The sequence below is a fragment of the Paraburkholderia caffeinitolerans genome, from assembly GCF_902859945.1.
In the GTDB taxonomy this organism is placed as follows: domain Bacteria; phylum Pseudomonadota; class Gammaproteobacteria; order Burkholderiales; family Burkholderiaceae; genus Paraburkholderia; species Paraburkholderia caffeinitolerans.
Window position 1 is genome coordinate 65,499 of sequence record NZ_CADIKL010000014.1, and the last position, 17,941, is coordinate 83,439.

The following is a 17,941-nucleotide window of genomic DNA, read 5'->3' on the forward strand; positions in this document are numbered from 1 at the left end:
TCAAGCTGGCATCTCACCTGATCGGCACGCCAAATTCCATCAGATGAAATGAAAACGGCCGCACAGAACCCATGTCTGTGCGGCCGTCAGCCTGCGCGCCGAGGCGCCGGGCAGAACCCGTGGGTTACCGGGACATCATATTCATACCGACGTTGTGCATGACCCAAATCGTGCCGAAGATCAGGAACGCAGCGGCCAGCACAGTATAGGCGAGCGAGAGCACGTTCCAGCCCTGCTCCGACGACGTGTTCAGATGCAGGAAGAACACGAGGTGCACGACCACCTGCACGAAGGCGAGCACGGCGAGCACGACCATCATGGTGTTCGGCGCCAGCGTGCCGTGCATGACGATGCCGAACGCGCCGGCGGTCAACAGCACCGCGAGAATAAAGCCCGCAACATAGCTGCCGAGGCTGCCATGGGCTTCGCTATGAGAATGCGCCATTTAAATCACGCTCCCGAGATAGACAAAGGTAAACACGCAGATCCACACCACGTCGAGGAAGTGCCAGAAAAGGCTCAGGCACGTGAGGCGGCGCACTTCCCGCTCGTCCAACTGCGGACGGCGCAGAACCTGCACCATCAGCACGGCCATCCAGACGAGGCCGAAGAAGACGTGCACACCGTGCGTGCTGACCAGCACGAAGAACGACGAGAGGAACGCGCTGCGCTGCGGGCCTGCGCCTTCCGCGATCAGGTGCGAGAACTCGCGCAATTCCAGCACGAGGAACAGCACGCCCAGAACGAAGGTCACGGCCAGCCAGCCGACGACCGCGCCGCTCTTGCGCTGCTGCGCGCCGAGCATGGCAAAGCCGTAGGTGATGCTGGAAACCAGCAGCACGGCGGTTTCGACTGCAACGTCGCTGATGTTGAACAGGTCCTTGCCCGTTGGGCCGCCCGCGAACTGATGCCCGAGCACCCCGAACGTCGCGAACAGCGCCGCGAACAGGACGCAGTCCGTCATCAGGTAGACCCAGAATCCGAACACGGAATGCGACGGCGGGTGATCGTCGTGATCGAAATCGGCAAGCGTTGCCGGATTGGTTTTTTGCAACATCAGTTAGCCTCCACAGCGACCAGTTCGCGCTCGGCTGCAACCGCCGCGCGATGACGCTTCTCTTCGATCTCGCGAACCTTCGCGGCCGGAATGTAGTAGCCGTCGTCGTCGCTAAAGCTGCGTGCGGCGACGATAACGACGATGGCGATAAAGGCGAGCACGCCGAGCCACGTGATATGCCAGACACCCGCGAAACCCAGCAACAGACTGAACACGCCGATGAAAAAGCCCGCCGAAGTATTCGACGGCATGTGAATGTCTTTGTACTTCGCGGCGAGGCCCATGCCACGGCCCGTTTCCTTCATGTGGGTGAAGGCGTCGAGTTCCTGCACCTGCGGAATGAGCGCAAAGTTATAGACCGGCGGCGGCGACGAAGTCGCCCATTCGAGGGTGCGGCCATCCCACGGATCGCCGGTGACGTCGTGGCATTCAGCCTTGTTCCGGTTCACGAACGCCATCACCCACTGCAGCACCTGAAACACCACGCCAACCGCGATGATGGCCACGCCAATGGCGGCCACGATGAAGTACGGCTGCCATGCGGGGTTGTCGTAGTGGTTCAGGCGGCGGGTTGCGCCCATGAAGCCGAGCACGTAGATCGGCACAAACGCCACATAGAAGCCCACGAACCAGCACCAGAACGACGCCTTGCCGAGCTTTTCGCTGGGCTTGATGCCGAACACCTTCGGGAACCAGTAATGCAGGCCCGCGAGGTAGCCGAACACCACGCCGCCGATGATGGCGTTATGGAAGTGAGCAATCAGGAACAGCGAATTGTGCAGCACGAAGTCCGCGCCCGGAATGGCCATCATCACGCCGGTCATACCGCCGATCGAGAACGTGACCATGAAGCCGATCGTCCAGAGCACCGGTGCGGTGAAATGCACGCGCCCGCGATACATCGTGAACAGCCAGTTGAAGATCTTCACGCCCGTGGGGATCGCGATGATCATGGTGGCGATGCCGAAGAACGCGTTGACGTCGGCGCCCGAACCCATCGTGAAGAAGTGGTGCGCCCACACGAGGAACGCGAGAATCATGATGGCGCACGACGCATAAACCATCGTTTTGTAGCCGAACAGCGGCTTCTTGCAGAACGTGGCCATGACTTCCGAATAGATGCCGAACGCGGGCAGCACGAGGATATACACCTCGGGGTGGCCCCACGCCCAGATCAGGTTCAGGTACAGCATCATGTTGCCGCCGCCGTCGTTCGTGAAGAAGTGCATGCCGAGGTAGCGGTCGAAGCCCAGCAGCGCAACGGCGATCGTGAGGATCGGGAACGTGGCCATGATGAGCACGTTCGAGCACAGCGCGGTCCACGTGAACACCGGCATCTTCATGAGACTCATGCCCGGCGCGCGCATCTTGATGATGGTCACGAAGAAGTTGATGCCGGTAATGAGTGTGCCCACACCCGAAAGCTGCACGGCCCAGATGTAATAGTCGACCCCGACGCCCGGACTGAACTGCAACTCCGAGAGCGGCGGATACGCGAGCCAGCCCACCTGGGCGAACTCGCCGATCACGAGCGAGAGGTTGATGAGAATCGCACTGATGGCCGTCATCCAGAACGACAGCGAGTTCAGGAACGGGAACGCCACGTCGCGCGCGCCGATCTGCAGCGGCACGACGAGGTTGAACAGGCCGACCATGATCGCCATCGCCATGAAGAAGATCATGATGACGCCGTGCGCCGAGAAGATCTGGTCGTAGTGATGCGGCGGCAGGTAGCCCGGCGCGTCGAACGCGATGGCCTGCTGGATACGCATCATGACGGCGTCTGCGAAGCCGCGCACGAGCATGAGCACGGCGACGATCATGTACATGACGCCAATGCGCTTGTGGTCCACGCTCGTGATCCAATCGCTCCAGATGGTCTTCCACTTGCCCGTCACGGTCACAAGACCGAGCACGCCGATCACGATCAGCGCCATGAATGCCGCGGCGCCCATGATGATCGGCTGATCGAACGGAACTGCCTCTAATGTAAGTTTGCCGAACATGCCGCTTACCCCTTGGTCACGCACGACGGGTCGTTGAAATCCGTGACGTGGCCGTTGTTGTACTTCCCAATGATGTTGTTGAAGAGCTTCGGGTCGACCGTCGAGAAGTACTCGACCGGCGCCTTCTCGCTGGGCTCCGAGACTTTCGCGTAGTGGTCCATCGAAAGCGAGGTTTGCGACGCCTTCACCTTCTGGACCCACGCGTCGAAGTCCTGCTGGCTCGTGGCAAGCGTGCGGAACTTCATGTCCGAAAAGCCCTTGCCGCTGTAGTTGGCCGAGATGCCCGCGTAGTCGCCGGCGTGGTCCGCGATCAGGTGCAGGCGCGTTTGCATGCCCGCCATCGCGTAGACCTGGGTGCCCAGTTGCGGGATGAAGAACGAGTTCATCACCGAATCCGACGTAATGCGGAAATTGACTGGCGTGCCCACCGGCACCGCGAGCTGGTTCACCGTGGCGATGCCGAGGTCCGGGTAGATAAAGAGCCACTTCCAGTCGAGCGCGACCACCTCGACATTGATGGGCTTGACGTTCGATTCGATCGGCTTGTACGGGTCGAGCTCGTGGGAGGTCTTCCAGGTGAGGATCGCGAGGAACAGGATGATGACGGCCGGAATGCTCCACACGACCACTTCGATCGCGGTGGAATGCGCCCATTTAGGAGCGTAGGTGGCGTTGCGATTGGACGCGCGGTAGCGCCAGGCAAAAAAGAGCGTGAGCAGAATCACCGGCACCACCACGAGCAGCATGGCCCACGTGGCGGTGGCGATGAGGTGCTTTTCGGCCACGCCGATGCTGCCCTTGGGATCGAGCACGGTCAGTTCGCTGCACCCCGCGAGGGAGGCGAGCAGCCCGCTGCCGAGGGGGATTAACCACCTTTTGAAGGCTTTTCTCTTCATGTTTGCCTGCGTTTTGTTTAACTACCTGGACGCTTTCATGTAATTGCGTCGCAAAAATGCCGGCGCAAAATACACCCCTTACGTGTTTGGGGAAATTCTACGGAAATGCGTTATCCGAAAATTTGATCCAGGCTAAGGTTTTCTGCTCGCGACAAAGCTATCCCGCACAAGCGCGACGGAAAGACGCAATTTACTTTCATCCACCCTTCATACGCACGCACAGCCAAGCACGGCGGGCTTCTCGCGTATGACGAATTTCCGGCAATGTGAAAACGTGGAAGGAGACAGAACGTAGAAAAAAGAGGAGTCAGAGAATCCCGACCGGGATCCGACAGTACTATTCGACTGGTCCAATGGAAAATAATCTGATATTGAAGCTCAGCCTTATTCAAGGCGCTTGCGTCTCTCCAATATCTACGTCAATACCAATATAAAGCCATCGAATTGCGGCTAATCAAATATAAAGCCAATAAAATCTGTGAACACCTCGATTTTCCCGTCTCGACCGGCGTCGTCCGCCGCGCACCGGTTGGCGAATCCATGCGCTTGCGCTATTGTCATGGGTTCCTTACGCGCCGCCTCCAGCCCTTGATCCGACGCCACGACGCCATGAACCCCGCCAGCCGCGCTACGCCCGCCCCTTCCGACGAGCCGCCGGAGTCCGCCGAAAAGCCGGGCGACTCCTACGTGCAGTCGTTCGCGCGCGGGCTCTCCGTGATCCGCGCATTCAATGCCGAGCGCCCCGAGCAAACGCTCACCGACGTCGCCGCGGCCACCGGCCTCACGCGCGCCGGCGCACGCCGCATCCTGCTCACGCTGCAAACGCTCGGCTATGTGGAGGCCGAAGGGCGCCTGTTCCGGCTCACGCCGAAGATTCTGGACCTCGGCTTCGCGTATCTGACGTCGATGCCGTTCTGGAATCTGGCCGAACCGGTCATGGAGCAACTCTCGGCCGAGGTGCACGAAAGCTGCTCGGCCGCCGTGCTCGACCGCACCGAGATCGTTTATGTGCTGCGCGTGCCCACGCACAAGATCATGACGATCAACCTCTCGATCGGCAGCCGCCTGCCCGCCTACTGCACGTCCATGGGCCGCGTGCTGCTCTCGGCGCTCGACGAGCCGACGCTCGACGCCACGCTCGGCGCAATGCCGCTCTACGCGCACACGCCGCGCACCGTCACCGACAAGGACGAGCTCAAGAAGATCATCGCGCAGGTGCGCCAGCAGGGCTGGTCCATCATCGACCAGGAGCTGGAGGGCGGACTCATCTCGATCGCCGCGCCGATTCGCAACCGCCAGGGCCGCGTGATCGCCGCCATGAACATCAGCGGCAATGCCCAGCGCACCTCGGCGAAACAGATGGTCAAGGCCTTTCTCGAACCGCTCCAGCAGGCCGCCCAGCGCGTCTCGGAGATGGTGGCGCTGCGCACCTGAGCCCTCTCCCCCTCTCACCCATGGGGAGAGGGGCTTTCTTCCGTATGCAGCCGGCGAACGGTGCGGCGCTCAGCCCGCCGCCACCCGCTGCACCGTCTCGACGAAAGCCAGTCCGGCATCCTCCAGCCGTCCCGAGTTGTCGATGTGCGTGAGCGCCGCGCCCGCCGGCACCTCGAACGGCGCGCGCCGCGCGAGACGCGCTGCGATCTGCTCAGGCGTCTCCCGTGCGCGCGAGGCAAGCCGCGCGGCCAGCACATGTTGCGCGGCGTTCACGTGCACGACCGTCATGTGCGGATAGCGCGCCAGCGCCTCGTTCACGTAGGCGCGCGAGCCGTTCAACACCACCGTGCAGCCGAGCGCGAGCCATTGGTCGATCTCCACGCCGATGCCATATCGCAGCGCGTGGCTGCGCCATTGCAGCGCGAACAGGCCAAGGCGCGAGCGCGCCTCGAATTCGGCGTCGGTGAGCGCGATGTGGTTCTCGCCACCATCCACTTCGCGCGTGATGTAGCGATGCGCGAACAGCACCCCGCCGGACGCGAGCCGCGCGCGCGCAAAGCCAAGCAGCGAGTCCTTGCCCGCGCCCGAGGGGCCCATCACGTAGATCAGGCGCGATTTCATGCGAGTGGTCATGCGCGCCCCCGTGCCTGCATGTGCGCCTGCATCTGTGCCGATCGATCGGCGGGAAAATCGGCGGGAAAATCCACACGCCGCCACAACGAGAACGGCTCGCCCGGGTGCGGCTCGACGTAGAGCGCGACGCCCTCCACGGGCAGTGCGCCCGCGTCGCGCATCTGGGCATTCCACGCGTGCGCGAGCGCGGCGCACACGGCTGTGTCGTCGAGCGAATCGGAAAGCGTCATGTGAAAGCGAAACTCGTCGAACACATACGGGTAGCCCCACGCTTCGACATAGGCGCGCTGGCGCGGTGTGAGCGGCGCGTCGAGGCGCTTCGCGAGCTCGTCGGCGGTCTGCGCGGCGCGTAGGTGGCCGAGCGTGCGCAAGGCGTCGGCGGCAAGCTCGCGCAGCGCCTGCGCGCCGTTCTCGCTAGCGGCCCGCAGCGCGACGAAGCGTCCGAGCATGGCCGCCTCCACCGCGACTTCGAAGCGCGCGCGCCCCGCTGCCCATGCTTCTGCGGCGGCAACGAGTGTTTGCGGCGTCACGCCCGCCGCGAGCCGGAAAGGCGGTACGAGCGTGCCGTGCCAGCCGTAGCGGTGCGGCGCGCCGGTGAGCGCAGCGAGCGGCTGCGCGAGCCCGGCCGGTTGCGGCGGCGCTAGCGTCTCGCCACTTTCCGGGTCGCGGCCGAGCCAGGCACAGCCGGCCCGCCACCACGCCGAGGCGCGCGGCGGCGCGTAATAGAGCGCGAAGCGCGTTGCCTCGCTCCAGTCTTCGTGCGGCGCGCTCATACGTCGTGCTCCACCATCAACTGCACGCGGTCCGCCGCGAAATGCGTAATGCCGTACTTGATGGGCACGCCGTCGAGATCGACGTCGACGTTCTCGACCCACAGCACCGGCTGCTGCCGGTTGATGTTCAGCCGTCGCGCCACTTCGGGCTCGGGCAGCACGCTGCCGATGCGGCTCCACTTGCGCAAATAATCGCTCACGCCGAATTCGGCGAGCGCCTTCGAGGTGCTGTCCACGCGCGCCATGACCGTGGGCAGATCGGCGAAGCGCGCGGCCGGATACCAGCTGCGCGCATAGGTGAGCGGCACGCCCTCCGACTCGTGCAGCGTCTCCAGCCGGTACACGAGCGCGCCGGCGCGCATGGAAAGCGCCTTCGCCACGCCCGGATCGGCCTTCACGCGCGACGAAGCGAGCAGCTTGCCCACCGCCGAATGCTGATGACGCTGCAGATTCTCGGTGAAGCGCGTGCGCTTGCCGATGGTGTAATCGATTGCGCCGGGCTGCACGAAGGTGCCGCGCCCCTGCTCCACACTCACGAGGCCGAGCGCGGCGAGCCCCAGCATGGCGCGCCGCACCGTGTGACGGTTCACATCGAAGCGCCGTGCCAGTTCGCCTTCGCTCGGCAGCCGGCCGTCCTCGCCAAAACCCTTCGCCGCGATCTCGGCCGCGAGGATCTGCTCGATCTGCCGCCACACCGCCACGCCTGCGCCGCGCTCGAGCGTGCTGTGCGGGGCCTCGTCGTTCGATGTCATGGTGCTGTCATTCCTCCGGGGTTCAATATCGGCTGTAGCTTGCGCATTGTAGTGTGCACGGCGTGATGGAAATATGAAAACGTTCTTCGTTGCACACACACTAGACATCCGCATAAACGTCTAGACGTTTAGATGAGTAGATGCTCCAATGTACATCTCCGGTCACGACACAGGAACTCCGATGAACGCATCTTCGGTCCCGCGCTCCGCCGCGTCCGATGCGCGCCGCGCCTGGATGGCGGTGCTTGCGCGCACGCCGCGCGCCGAACTCGAAACGGCGCTCATTGCCGCGCTCGGCGGCGAGAGCATGCCGGCTTTCGAGTGGCTGCGCGCGCCCCAGACGGGGCTCGCGATGGTGCGCGGGCGCGTCGGCGGCACCGGCAACGCCTTCAATCTCGGCGAAGCCACCGTGACCCGCGCGACGCTGCGTCTGCGCACCCACAACAGCGCCGACGCCACCGTGGGCGTGGCGTGCCATCTGGGCCGCGACAAGCGCCGCGCCGAACTGGCCGCGCTCGCCGACGCGCTCCTGCAACAGCCCGAGCACCACACCCAACTCCACGCACGGTTGATCGAGCCGCTCGCGGCGCGCCTGGCCGCGCAACGCGCGGCACAACACGACGAGACCGCCAGCACGAAGGTCGAGTTCTTCACGATGGTTCGAGGCGACGCATGAACGAACAACGCAACAGCCCCGCCCTGCACGCGGCGCTCGATACGCTCGCGCCAGGCTTCGCCGATCCGGTCCACGATACGCAAGCCGTGTTTCGCACGCTGCTCGGCGCGCTCTCGCGCCCGGGCACCCTCGCGACGATCGAGACGCCGCTGCCAGCGGCAGAGCCGGCGAGCGCCGCCGCGCCCGACACGCCGCGCGCGGGCCTCGCGGTCTTCGCCGCGCTGCTCACGCTCTGCGACTACGCCACGCCCGTATGGCTCGCGCAGCCCGACGCCGCGCTCGCAGCCGCGCTGCGCTTTCACGCGGACGCCCCGCTTGCGAACACGCCACGCGAGGCCGCTTTCGCCTACGTGCACGACACCGCCGCGCTGCCACCGCTCGACGCGTTCGCCTGCGGCACGCCCGAGTCGCCGGAACAGTCGGCCACAGTGTTTGTGCGCGTCGATTCGTTGGCCGATGGCCCATCGATCACGCTGCGCGGCCCCGGCATCGAGTCGACGCACACCGCCGCGCCCGCCGGCCTGCCCGCGCGCTTCTGGCAAGAACGCGCCGAACTCGCGCCGCTCTTTCCGTGCGGCATCGACTTCTACTTCGTTTGCGGCGCCCAAATCATGGGCCTGCCGCGCACGACTCGCGTGGAGGTGAGCTGATGTACGTTGCCGTCAAAGGAGGCGAGCGCGCGATCGAAGCATCGTGGCGCCTGCTCGATCAAGCCCGCCGGGGCGATACGCGCGTACCCGAACTCTGCGTCGCGCAGATTCGCGAGCAGATGCGCCTTGCCGTGGCGCGCGTGATGGCCGAAGGCTCGGTCTACGACGAGGAGCTTGCCGCGCTCGCGATCAAGCAGGCCGCCGGCGATCTCGTCGAAGCGATCTTTCTGCTGCGCGCGTATCGCACGACGCTGCCGCGCTTCGGCTACACGCTGCCCGTGGAAACGGAGCAGATGGCCGTCGAGCGCCGCATCTCCGCCACGTTCAAGGATGTGCCCGGCGGCCAGCTGCTGGGAGCGACATACGACTATACGCAACGCCTGCTGGATTTCGCGCTGCTCGCGGAAGGCGGCAATGATTCGGATATCGAATTATCATCCCGACCTCACTCGCCACCCAGCGTTCCGAACGAACCGGATTCCATGCCGCGCGTGGTCACGCTACTCGACAAGGAAGGTCTGATCGAGCAAGAGACGCCGTCGAGCGAAGCCTGCGAACCGGGCGACCTTTCGCGCGAGCCGCTCGCGTTTCCCGCTGATCGCAGCGTGCGTCTGCAAAACCTCGCGCGCGGCGACGAAGGCTTCTTGCTCGCGATGGGCTACGCCACGCAGCGCGGCTATGCGCATTCGCATCCGTTCGCAGGCGAGATCCGCTTTGGCTCGGTGGCCGTGGAAATGGTGCTCGACGAACTGGGCGAAGCGGTCGAGATCGGCGAGATCGAATTGACCGAGTGCCAGATGATCAACCAGTTCGCCGGCAGCAAAGACGCGCCGCCCGCGTTCACGCAGGGCTACGGCCTCGCATTCGGCCATGCGGAACGCAAGGCGATGGCAATGGCGCTCGTCGACCGCGCGCTGCGCGCCGAAGAACTCGGCGAAACGCTGGCCTCGCCCACCCAGGACATCGAATTCATGCTCTCGCACAGCGACAACGTGGAAGCCTCGGGCTTCGTGCAGCATCTGAAGCTGCCGCACTACGTGGATTTCCAGGCCGAGCTCGAACTCGTGCGCCGCTTGCGCGCGCAGCACGAGCGCGGCGGCCTGCCATCCGGGGAGGCCGCATGAACGCGCCCGATACCTTCGAAGCCACGCTCGCTTCGCACGAAACCCGCGCCGCCGGCGGCTACAACTTCGCGTATCTCGACGAGCAGACCAAGCGCATGATCCGCCGCGCGCTGCTCAAGGCGGTGGCCGTGCCCGGCTATCAGGTGCCGTTCGCCTCGCGCGAAATGCCGCTGCCGTATGGCTGGGGCACGGGCGGCATCCAGGTGACGGCGGCCATCATCGGCGCGAACGACACGCTCAAGGTGATCGACCAGGGCTCCGACGACACCACCAACGCCGTCAACATTCGCCGCTTCTTCGCGCGCACCACGGGCGTGGCCACCACGCGGCGCACCCGGGACGCGACGATCGTGCAAACGCGTCACCGCATTCCCGAAACGCCGCTCACGGAGAAGCAGATTCTCGTCTACCAGGTGCCGATGCCAGAGCCGCTGTTCCGGCTCGAACCGCACGTGGCCGAATGCAAGAAGCTGCATGCGCTCGCCGATTACGGGCTCATCAGCGTGAAGCTTTACGAGGACATCGTGCAGCACGGCAGCATCGCCACGACCTACGATTACCCGGTCACGGTGAATGGGCGCTATCTCACCTCGCCCTCGCCGATTCCGAAGTTCGACAACCCCAAGCTCCATATGAATCCCGCGCTGCAATTGTTCGGCGCGGGCCGCGAGCGCCGCATCTATGCGATTCCGCCTTATACGCCGGTGAAAAGCCTCGACTTCGACGATCACCCGTTCGACGTGCAGCGCTGGGACCATGCGTGCGCGCTGTGCGGCTCGCGCGAGAGCTTCCTCGACGAGATGATCGTCGACGATGCGGGCAAGCGCATGTTCGTCTGCTCGGATAGCGATTATTGCCACGAACGGCGGGACGCTGAGGAGAACCTGGAAAAATCGCAGGCAAACGCGCAGGCAACCGCGCAGGCGAAACCACCCGGAGAACACGCATGACATCAGGTTTCACGCCTCTGCTTCGCGCCCGCCACCTCACGAAGCAATACGGCGGGCGCAACGGCTGCCGCGACGTGAGCTTCGATCTGTATCCCGGCGAGGTGCTGTGCATCGTCGGCGAATCGGGTTCGGGCAAGACCACGCTGCTCAACACGCTCGCGCTGCGCACCGAAGCCGATTCGGGCGCGCTCGAATACGTGAACGCGAACGGCGAATCGCTCGACCTGCTCACGCTTTCCGAGCCGCGCCGGCGCCTGCTCGCCCGCACCGAATGGGGCTTCGTGCAGCAAAACCCGCGCGACGGGCTGCGCGCCGGCGTCTCGGCGGGCGCCAATATCGGCGAGCCGCTGATGGCCGTGGGCGCGCGCCACTACGGGCGCATTCGCCAGACCGCGCAGCAGTGGATGCAGCGCGTCGAACTCGACGCCACGCGCATCGACGAACTACCCGCCGCGTTCTCGGGCGGCATGCAGCAACGCCTGCAAATCGCGCGCAATCTCGTCACCGGCCCGCGCCTCGTGTTCATGGACGAGCCCACCGCCGGCCTCGATGTTTCGGTGCAGGCGCGGCTGCTCGACTTGCTGCGCACGCTCACCACGACGCTGCATCTCTCGGTGCTGATCGTCACGCACGACATCGGCGTCGCGCGGCTGCTCGCGCACCGCCTGATGGTGATGCAAGGCGGCACCGTAGTCGAAGCCGGCCTGACCGACCAGGTGCTCGACGATCCTCAGCACCCCTACACACAAACGCTGGTGGCCTCGGTGCTGCCGGTATAGGACGAGCCATGACTCCGGATCCCTCGATTGCGCGCGCGTTCGGCGAGCGCCCCGCCCTGATGCTGCGCGCAGAGGACGTGCGCAAGACCTTCACGCTGCATGGCCAGGGCGGCATCGGCATCGAAGCGCTCGCGGGCGTCTCGCTCGACGTGGAGCGCGGCGAATGCGTGGTGCTGGTCGGGCCTTCGGGCGCGGGCAAGAGCACGTTTCTGCGCTGTCTGTACGGCAACTATCTCGCGAGCGGCGGCTCGATTGCCATCCGCGACGACGCAGCGCTTGGCCAGCACCTCGAGATCACCGGCGCGGAGCCACACGACGTGCTGCGCCTGCGCCGCAACGTGGTGGGCTACGTGAGCCAGTTCCTGCGCGTGATTCCGCGCGTGAGTACGATCGATATCGTGGCCGCGCCGCTCGTTTCGCGCGGCGTGGACGAAGACGAAGCACGCGACCGGGCCGCCGCGCTGCTCGCGCGCCTGAATGTGCCGCAGCGCCTCTGGCCGCTTGCGCCCGCCACCTTCTCGGGCGGCGAGCAGCAGCGCGTGAACATCGCGCGCGGCCTGATCGCGCAGCATCGCGTGCTGTTGCTCGACGAACCCACCGCTTCGCTCGACGCCGAGAACCGCGCCGTGGTCGCAAGCCTGATTGTGGAAGCGCGCGAGCGGGGCGCTGCAATCGTCGGCGTCTTTCACGACGAGGACACGCGCGGCCGCGTGGCCACACGCGTGCTGACACTGACCGCCCCGCATGCGAGCGCATCTGTCACTGAAATGGCCTGAAAGTGCCTTGAAAAGTCGTGGCCTGTCATTTGCGTCAGGCACACTCATGTTTGAATTCCGGAGCCCGACGATGTTGATCAAGAACGCGCGCATCGTGACGCGAGACGAAGTATTCACCGGCACGCTGCGTGTCGAAGACGGCGCGATCGGCGAACTTTCGCGCGGCACGACCGCCGCGCCCGACGCCGAGGACTGGGAAGGCGACTTCCTGTTGCCGGGGCTCGTCGAGCTGCACACCGACAACCTCGAAAAGCACCTCGCGCCGCGCCCCGGCGTGCACTGGAACACCGACGCCGCGTTCGTGATCCACGACGCGCAGATCGCCGCCGCCGGCATCACCACGGTGTTCGACGCGCTCGCCATCGGCACGCGCGCGGCCGTGGGCGTGCGCGGCCGCGAGGTGCAGCTCGCCAGCGCCGCCGCGCTCACGCGCTTCTCCGAGCGCAAGCTGCTGCGCGCCGAGCACTTCCTGCACCTGCGCTGCGAGATCGCAACCGAAGACGTGATCGATCTGTTCGACACGCTGAGCGAGCACCCGCTGCTGCGCCTCGCCTCGGTAATGGACCATACGCCGGGCCAGCGCCAGTGGCACGACCGCACGCAATGGCGGCGCTTTCAGGAGCGCCACGGCAAATGGACCGACGAGCAGGCCGCCATCATGCTCACCGAGATGGCCACCGAGCAGGAGCGCTACGCCGACGCACATCGCCGCGCAATCGTCGAGCGCTGCCGCGCGCGCCGCATCCCGCTCGCGAGCCATGACGACACGCTCGTCGAGCACGTCGAGCAGGCTGCGCGCGAAGGCATCGTGCTCGCCGAATTTCCGACCACGCGCGTGGCCGCCGCCGAGGCGAAAAAGCGCGGCATCGCCACGATCATGGGCGCGCCGAACGTGGTGCGCGGCGGCTCGCATTCGGGCAACGTCTCCGCGCTCGAACTCGCGCAGGCCGGCCTGCTCGACATTCTTTCATCGGACTACGTACCGTCTAGCCTGCTCACCGCCGCCTTCGATCTCGTGACCCGGGCCGACTGGACGCTGCCGCGCGCGCTCGCCACGGTCTCGTGGGAACCGGCGCACAAGGCGGGCCTCGCGGACCGCGGCGCGATCGCGCCCGGCCTGCGCGCCGACTTCGTGCGCGTGACGATGCTCGACACGCTGCCGGTGCCACGCGCGACGTACCGCGCGGGTACGCGCGTGGTCTGATTGAAGCGCATATATACGCGCGCCTTACACCAAAACCAACAACACACCATCGTTTCGTTTTCAACTCTCCAACACACGCCAGCAAACGCCGTTGCGCATTCTTCAGACTGTTGCGGCAAAGCATCGTAATCGCCCTCGCAGGTACCGCGCGCGGCGCCCGGCCCGCGCCCCGAACGCCTTGTCCCACAAGGCTTTGTGCCGTCCCGCCACAGTGCTCGAACGTTCGTTAGCGCACTGCGAATCCCGCCATCCGGTATAACACTAGCCACGCAGCAATTTTGACCCGGGTAAGCTTTGCGCCGCCGCTCGCTTTCAAGCCAGCGAGCCCAACAGAGTTCCCGCGCGAGCCGCGCCGGAACCATGCGCGGCGACGGCACAACCGCCCGCTGCGCGCCCTGAACCATACGAGGAGTACACATAGTGAAAAAACTGCTTGCCACCCTGTCGGTTGCCCTGCTCGCGGTCTCGGCCGGCGTCGCCCACGCGAAGGATTGGTCCACCGTGCGCTTCGGCGTCGATGCCAGCTACGCGCCGTTCGAATCGAAGGCGCCCGATGGCAAGCTCGTCGGCTTCGACATCGACCTCGGCAACGAAATCTGCAAGCGCCTGAACGCGAAGTGCGTGTGGGTCGAGCAGGACTTCGACGGCATGATCCCGGGCCTGAAGGCGAAGAAGTTCGACGGCGCGCTTTCGTCGATGACAATCACCCCGCAGCGCCAGGAGCAGATCGCCTTCTCGGCAAAGCTGTTCAACACGCCGACGCGCCTCGTCGCCAAGAAGGGCTCTACGCTCCTGCCGACGGCTGACTCGCTCAAGGGCAAGTCGGTGGGCGTGGAGCAGGGCACGATCCAGGAAACCTATGCGAAGGAAAACTGGGCGGCAAAGGGCGTGAACGTGGTGCCTTACCAGAACCAGGATCAGGTCTACGCCGACCTGATCTCGGGCCGTCTGGACGCAGCGCTGCAGGATGAAGTGCAAGCCGACCTCGGCTTCCTGAAGACGCCGCGCGGCACGGGTTTCCAGTTCGCCGGCAAGGAGCTGCCGACCGGCGCCGCCGCCATCGGCCTGCGCAAGGAAGACACCGACCTGAAGGCGAAGATCGACAAGGCCATCGCCGACATGATCAAGGACGGCACGTACAAGAAGATCGAAGCGAAGTACTTCGACTTCGACGTGTACGGCAGCTAAGCCCTGCACGCCCTGCGGGAAAGCCGGCGCCGCGTGAAAGCGCGTCCCGGCTGAACGATGGGGGAAAAAGCCCGGCCTTTGCGCCGGGCTTTCGTTTTTCTGGCATGCCTGGTCGCGCCCGGCGCACCGGCTCAGGCAAACGCCAGCTTTCAGCCCGCTGTCCAGATCGGCTAAGATCATGAGCACCGGCCCGCCCGCGGGCCATCCCGACCCTCACTCTGAACGCGCCGCGCGCCTCCCGCGCCGCGCGAGCCCATCATGCAAACTCACCACCATCCGTTGATAGCGCCCGCCCTCGGCACCGCGCGCCAGGTCACGAGCTTCCACTACGGCCAGCCCGGCGGCAAGAAGGTGTATGTGCAAGCGTCGCTGCACGCCGATGAATTGCCCGGCATGCTCACGGCCTGGGCGCTGCGGCGCAAGCTGGCCGCGCTCGAGGCGGCGGGCAAGCTGCGCGGCGAAGTGGTCGTGGTTCCGGTAGCGAACCCGATTGGTTTGAACCAGCGCTGGCTCGGCCATCTCATCGGCCGCTTCGAGTCGAACACCGCGCAAAACTTCAACCGCAACTTCTACGATCTCACGGCACTCGTGCTGCCGCGCATCGAATCGCGCCTCGGCCCCGACGCCGACGCGAACCGCGACGCCATTCGCACCGCGATGGGCGAGGCGCTCGCGACGCAAACGCCGAAAACCGAAATCGAATCGCAGCGTCTCGCACTGCAACGCCTCTCCTACGACGCCGACATCGTGCTGGATCTGCACTGCGACTGGGAAGCCGCTATGCATATCTACACGAATCCCGAACTCTGGCCCGAGGTCGAGCCGCTTGCGCGCTATCTGGACGCCAAGGCGTCGCTGCTCGCGCTCGATTCGGTCGGCAATCCGTTCGACGAGATTCACAGCTTCTGCTGGTCGGAGCTGCGCGAACGCTTCGGCCAGCGCTTTCCGATTCCGCATAGCTCGATTTCGGTGACCGTGGAACTGCGCAGCCAGCGTGACGTCTCGCACGAATTCGCCGAGCACGACGCACAGGCCATCGTCGAGTACCTGACCGGCTACGGCGTGATCGACGGCGCGGCTGCCCCGCTGCCGCCGCTCGCGCATCCGGCCACGCCGCTCGCGGGCACCGAGCCGATCGTCGCGCCTGCAAGCGGCGTGATCGTGTTCCGCGCCGAATGCGGCGCGTGGATCGAAGCCGGCGCGCCGATCGCCGACATCGTGGACCCGCTCACCGACACCCTGACCACGCTGCATGCGGGCGTGAGCGGCGTGATGTACGCGCGGCATAGCGCGCGCTTCGCCACGGCCGGCATGGAGGTCGCGCGCATCGCGGGCGACAAGCCGATCCGCACGGGTTCGCTGCTGTCACTCTGAACGAAGCTTCACACGCATAGGGCTCATGCTTGAGCCCTATGCGTCACATGGATCAATTCCGCCACAATTAATTCGGATTCCATATAAATCGGCGATCCATATGCGAATCTGAATGAACTAAATCAGAAAATCATATAACCCGGTTTTCTCCGCAACCGGCGCTGCACCGCCCCCTTTCAGATCCCGCCGAGCCAATCCCGGCGCGGCTCGTGGCCACTCGACGCCACTCGCAAGCCCCCTGTCGCATTCGTGCCACACGAAGTCGACATTTACCCTGCATATCCTTACTGTCATATTCCTTTCGTTATCGACCCTTAAATTACAGCGCGTCGCATCAATCGGCTCTCAAGAAGCCGGAGACTTACTTTCCTTCATCCGGAGAAACAGTTGAAAAACAAGATTTTGACCACCGCTATTCTCGCCACGTTTGCCGGGGCCGCTCATGCGCAAAGCAGCGTGACTCTGTACGGTTTGATCGATGCGGGTGTGAACTACGTCAACCACGTGCAGAACGCCACGAAAGGCAGCTCGAGCGCATACACGTTTGCCGACGGCGTCGCGCAAGGCAGCCGTTGGGGCCTGCGCGGCTCGGAAGACCTGGGCGGCGGCCTGAAGGCGATCTTCGTGCTCGAAAACGGCTTCAACATCGGTAACGGCACGTTAGGCCAGGGCAACTCGATGTTCGGCCGTCAAGCGTATGTCGGCCTCACGCAGACCAACATCGGCTCGCTCACGTTCGGCCGCCAGTACTCGTTCAGCACGGACGTGCTCGGCTCGCAGTACTCGACCGGCGGCAACACGGTCTCGGGCAACTGGGCCTACCACGTCAACGACGTCGATCAGCTCACGTCGAGCCGCATCAGCAACGCGGTCAAGTTCCAGAGCGTGAACTACTCGGGCTTCACGTTCGGCGGCCTCTATGGCTTCTCGAATACGACCTCGTTCGCGGGCGCGCCGGCGGGCACCACGACGGCTTCGTCGCGTGCGTACAGCTTCGGCGCGAACTACGCCTATGGCCCGTTCAGCCTCGGCGGCGCGTACACCGACATCACCTACCCGGCCGCGGCATCGCCCACGTCGTTCTCGACCACGCTCGCCAACGTCAACACGACGGGCGGCGCCAAGGGTGTGATCCACGATCTGCGCTCGTTCGGCTTCGGCGGCCGCTATGTGGCCGGCGCGGCGACGATGTGGCTGCTCTGGACCAACACGCGCTTCGCGCCGATCGCCGGTTCGTCGACGATCTACAACGCCTATGAAGCGGGCGGCAAGTACGCCTTCACGCCGGCCTTCACGGGCGCGCTGGGCTACACGTACTCGCGCTCGTCGGGCCTCGTCACGGCGCACTGGAACCAGGTCAACGCCTCGGCCGACTACGCGCTCAGCAAGCGCACGGACGTGTACGCGCTCGTGGCTTATCAGGATGCATCGGGCACCTACCAGGGCGCGCCGGTCCAGGCACAGATCGGCTCCTCGGCGTCGAGCATCATCGCGCCGTCGGGCAGCGGTTCGCAGAACCAGGTGGCTGTGCGCCTCGGTATCCGCCACAAGTTCTAAGCCAGCTCCAACCTTGTGCAGCATGGCGCCGCTCCTTGCGGCGTCATGCTGGCTGCCGCTTCACGCGCGCTTCTGGTACGCTGCGCCCTTTCCCCTCGCAGCGATCGAATCG

Annotated in this window: 18 protein-coding genes; 11 read left to right on the top strand and 7 right to left on the bottom strand. The window is 65.0% G+C overall.

What is annotated here, in order from left to right; translation table 11 throughout:
- Positions 1-124: 124 nt before the first annotated feature.
- From cyoD to cyoA, 4 genes are read right to left on the bottom strand one after another with little or no spacing between them, the layout of a single operon-like run.
- The gene (gene cyoD, locus HV773_RS16105; protein ID WP_175195407.1) at positions 125-445 is read right to left on the bottom strand and encodes a cytochrome o ubiquinol oxidase subunit IV; all 321 of its coding nucleotides are present in this window, start codon (positions 443-445) and stop codon (positions 125-127) included.
- Complete coding sequence (gene cyoC, locus HV773_RS16110) at positions 446-1,057, bottom strand: cytochrome o ubiquinol oxidase subunit III (RefSeq protein ID WP_175195409.1); 612 nt, start codon at positions 1,055-1,057, stop codon at positions 446-448. It lies immediately after the preceding gene.
- On the bottom strand, positions 1,057-3,063 hold the full coding sequence (gene cyoB / locus HV773_RS16115) for a cytochrome o ubiquinol oxidase subunit I (RefSeq protein WP_175195411.1): 2,007 nt from the start codon (positions 3,061-3,063) through the stop codon (positions 1,057-1,059). Before cyoB ends, cyoC begins: the two co-directional genes overlap by 1 nt.
- Positions 3,064-3,068: 5 nt before the next feature.
- On the bottom strand, positions 3,069-3,959 hold the full coding sequence (gene cyoA / locus HV773_RS16120; protein WP_175195413.1) for a ubiquinol oxidase subunit II: 891 nt from the start codon (positions 3,957-3,959) through the stop codon (positions 3,069-3,071).
- Between the two features lie 609 nt (positions 3,960-4,568).
- On the opposite strand from cyoA, the gene HV773_RS16125 reads away from it, so the two are divergent.
- Positions 4,569-5,393: an IclR family transcriptional regulator gene (locus HV773_RS16125; protein ID WP_175195415.1), complete on the top strand. Its 825-nt coding sequence runs from the start codon at positions 4,569-4,571 to the stop codon at positions 5,391-5,393.
- A gap of 69 nt (positions 5,394-5,462) precedes the next feature.
- Here HV773_RS16125 and phnN read toward each other — a convergent pair whose 3' ends face one another.
- The 3 genes from phnN to phnF are packed head-to-tail and all read right to left on the bottom strand — an operon-like array spanning position 5,463 to position 7,551.
- Positions 5,463-6,014: a phosphonate metabolism protein/1,5-bisphosphokinase (PRPP-forming) PhnN gene (phnN, locus tag HV773_RS16130; protein WP_175195586.1), complete on the bottom strand. Its 552-nt coding sequence runs from the start codon at positions 6,012-6,014 to the stop codon at positions 5,463-5,465.
- 8 nt (positions 6,015-6,022) lie between these two features.
- Positions 6,023-6,799 carry a DUF1045 domain-containing protein gene (locus tag HV773_RS16135; protein ID WP_175195417.1) on the bottom strand — a complete coding sequence of 259 codons (777 nt, stop codon included), beginning with the start codon at positions 6,797-6,799 and terminating at the stop codon, positions 6,023-6,025.
- Positions 6,796-7,551 (bottom strand): phosphonate metabolism transcriptional regulator PhnF, encoded by a 756-nt coding sequence (gene phnF / locus HV773_RS16140; protein WP_175195419.1) that lies wholly within the window; start codon positions 7,549-7,551, stop codon positions 6,796-6,798. Before phnF ends, HV773_RS16135 begins: the two co-directional genes overlap by 4 nt.
- Before the next feature lie 181 nt (positions 7,552-7,732).
- On the opposite strand from phnF, the gene phnG reads away from it, so the two are divergent.
- From phnG to HV773_RS16190, 10 genes are all read left to right on the top strand, one after another.
- Positions 7,733-8,227 carry a phosphonate C-P lyase system protein PhnG gene (gene phnG / locus HV773_RS16145; protein WP_175195421.1) on the top strand — a complete coding sequence of 165 codons (495 nt, stop codon included), beginning with the start codon at positions 7,733-7,735 and terminating at the stop codon, positions 8,225-8,227.
- Positions 8,224-8,877 carry a phosphonate C-P lyase system protein PhnH gene (gene phnH / locus HV773_RS16150; RefSeq protein ID WP_175195423.1) on the top strand — a complete coding sequence of 218 codons (654 nt, stop codon included), beginning with the start codon at positions 8,224-8,226 and terminating at the stop codon, positions 8,875-8,877. Before phnG ends, phnH begins: the two co-directional genes overlap by 4 nt.
- The gene (locus HV773_RS16155) at positions 8,877-10,001 is read left to right on the top strand and encodes a carbon-phosphorus lyase complex subunit (RefSeq protein ID WP_175195425.1); all 1,125 of its coding nucleotides are present in this window, start codon (positions 8,877-8,879) and stop codon (positions 9,999-10,001) included. Before phnH ends, HV773_RS16155 begins: the two co-directional genes overlap by 1 nt.
- Entirely contained in the window at positions 9,998-10,951 is a 954-nt protein-coding gene (locus HV773_RS16160; RefSeq protein WP_175195427.1) for an alpha-D-ribose 1-methylphosphonate 5-phosphate C-P-lyase PhnJ, read from the top strand. The genes HV773_RS16155 and HV773_RS16160 overlap by 4 nt, the downstream gene beginning before the upstream one ends.
- Positions 10,948-11,730 carry a phosphonate C-P lyase system protein PhnK gene (gene phnK, locus HV773_RS16165; protein WP_175195429.1) on the top strand — a complete coding sequence of 261 codons (783 nt, stop codon included), beginning with the start codon at positions 10,948-10,950 and terminating at the stop codon, positions 11,728-11,730. Before HV773_RS16160 ends, phnK begins: the two co-directional genes overlap by 4 nt.
- An 8-nt stretch (positions 11,731-11,738) precedes the next feature.
- Positions 11,739-12,506: a phosphonate C-P lyase system protein PhnL gene (gene phnL / locus HV773_RS16170; protein ID WP_175195431.1), complete on the top strand. Its 768-nt coding sequence runs from the start codon at positions 11,739-11,741 to the stop codon at positions 12,504-12,506.
- 70 nt (positions 12,507-12,576) lie between these two features.
- Positions 12,577-13,710, top strand: coding sequence for an alpha-D-ribose 1-methylphosphonate 5-triphosphate diphosphatase (locus HV773_RS16175; protein ID WP_175195432.1), 1,134 nt, complete (start codon positions 12,577-12,579; stop codon positions 13,708-13,710).
- Between the two features lie 420 nt (positions 13,711-14,130).
- Positions 14,131-14,898, top strand: coding sequence for an ABC transporter substrate-binding protein (locus HV773_RS16180; protein WP_175195434.1), 768 nt, complete (start codon positions 14,131-14,133; stop codon positions 14,896-14,898).
- Positions 14,899-15,156: 258 nt separating this feature from the next.
- On the top strand, positions 15,157-16,272 hold the full coding sequence (locus HV773_RS16185) for a succinylglutamate desuccinylase/aspartoacylase family protein (RefSeq protein ID WP_175195436.1): 1,116 nt from the start codon (positions 15,157-15,159) through the stop codon (positions 16,270-16,272).
- Positions 16,273-16,659: 387 nt separating this feature from the next.
- Positions 16,660-17,829, top strand: a complete 1,170-nt coding sequence (locus HV773_RS16190) for a porin (RefSeq protein WP_175195438.1) — start codon at positions 16,660-16,662, stop codon at positions 17,827-17,829.
- The last annotated feature ends 112 nt before the right edge of the window (positions 17,830-17,941 follow it).

Excerpts from the sequence above, each read along its gene's own strand:
- cyoD (WP_175195407.1), bottom strand. The coding sequence starts at position 445 with ATGGCGCATTCTCATAGCGAAGCCCATGGCAGCCTCGGCAGCTATGTT.
- cyoC (WP_175195409.1), bottom strand. The coding sequence starts at position 1,057 with ATGTTGCAAAAAACCAATCCGGCAACGCTTGCCGATTTCGATCACGAC.
- cyoB (WP_175195411.1), bottom strand. The coding sequence starts at position 3,063 with ATGTTCGGCAAACTTACATTAGAGGCAGTTCCGTTCGATCAGCCGATC.
- cyoA (WP_175195413.1), bottom strand. The coding sequence starts at position 3,959 with ATGAAGAGAAAAGCCTTCAAAAGGTGGTTAATCCCCCTCGGCAGCGGG.
- HV773_RS16125 (WP_175195415.1), top strand. The coding sequence starts at position 4,569 with ATGAACCCCGCCAGCCGCGCTACGCCCGCCCCTTCCGACGAGCCGCCG.
- phnN (WP_175195586.1), bottom strand. The coding sequence starts at position 6,014 with ATGAAATCGCGCCTGATCTACGTGATGGGCCCCTCGGGCGCGGGCAAG.
- HV773_RS16135 (WP_175195417.1), bottom strand. The coding sequence starts at position 6,799 with ATGAGCGCGCCGCACGAAGACTGGAGCGAGGCAACGCGCTTCGCGCTC.
- phnF (WP_175195419.1), bottom strand. The coding sequence starts at position 7,551 with ATGACATCGAACGACGAGGCCCCGCACAGCACGCTCGAGCGCGGCGCA.
- phnG (WP_175195421.1), top strand. The coding sequence starts at position 7,733 with ATGAACGCATCTTCGGTCCCGCGCTCCGCCGCGTCCGATGCGCGCCGC.
- phnH (WP_175195423.1), top strand. The coding sequence starts at position 8,224 with ATGAACGAACAACGCAACAGCCCCGCCCTGCACGCGGCGCTCGATACG.
- HV773_RS16155 (WP_175195425.1), top strand. The coding sequence starts at position 8,877 with ATGTACGTTGCCGTCAAAGGAGGCGAGCGCGCGATCGAAGCATCGTGG.
- HV773_RS16160 (WP_175195427.1), top strand. The coding sequence starts at position 9,998 with ATGAACGCGCCCGATACCTTCGAAGCCACGCTCGCTTCGCACGAAACC.
- phnK (WP_175195429.1), top strand. The coding sequence starts at position 10,948 with ATGACATCAGGTTTCACGCCTCTGCTTCGCGCCCGCCACCTCACGAAG.
- phnL (WP_175195431.1), top strand. The coding sequence starts at position 11,739 with ATGACTCCGGATCCCTCGATTGCGCGCGCGTTCGGCGAGCGCCCCGCC.
- HV773_RS16175 (WP_175195432.1), top strand. The coding sequence starts at position 12,577 with ATGTTGATCAAGAACGCGCGCATCGTGACGCGAGACGAAGTATTCACC.
- HV773_RS16185 (WP_175195436.1), top strand. The coding sequence starts at position 15,157 with ATGCAAACTCACCACCATCCGTTGATAGCGCCCGCCCTCGGCACCGCG.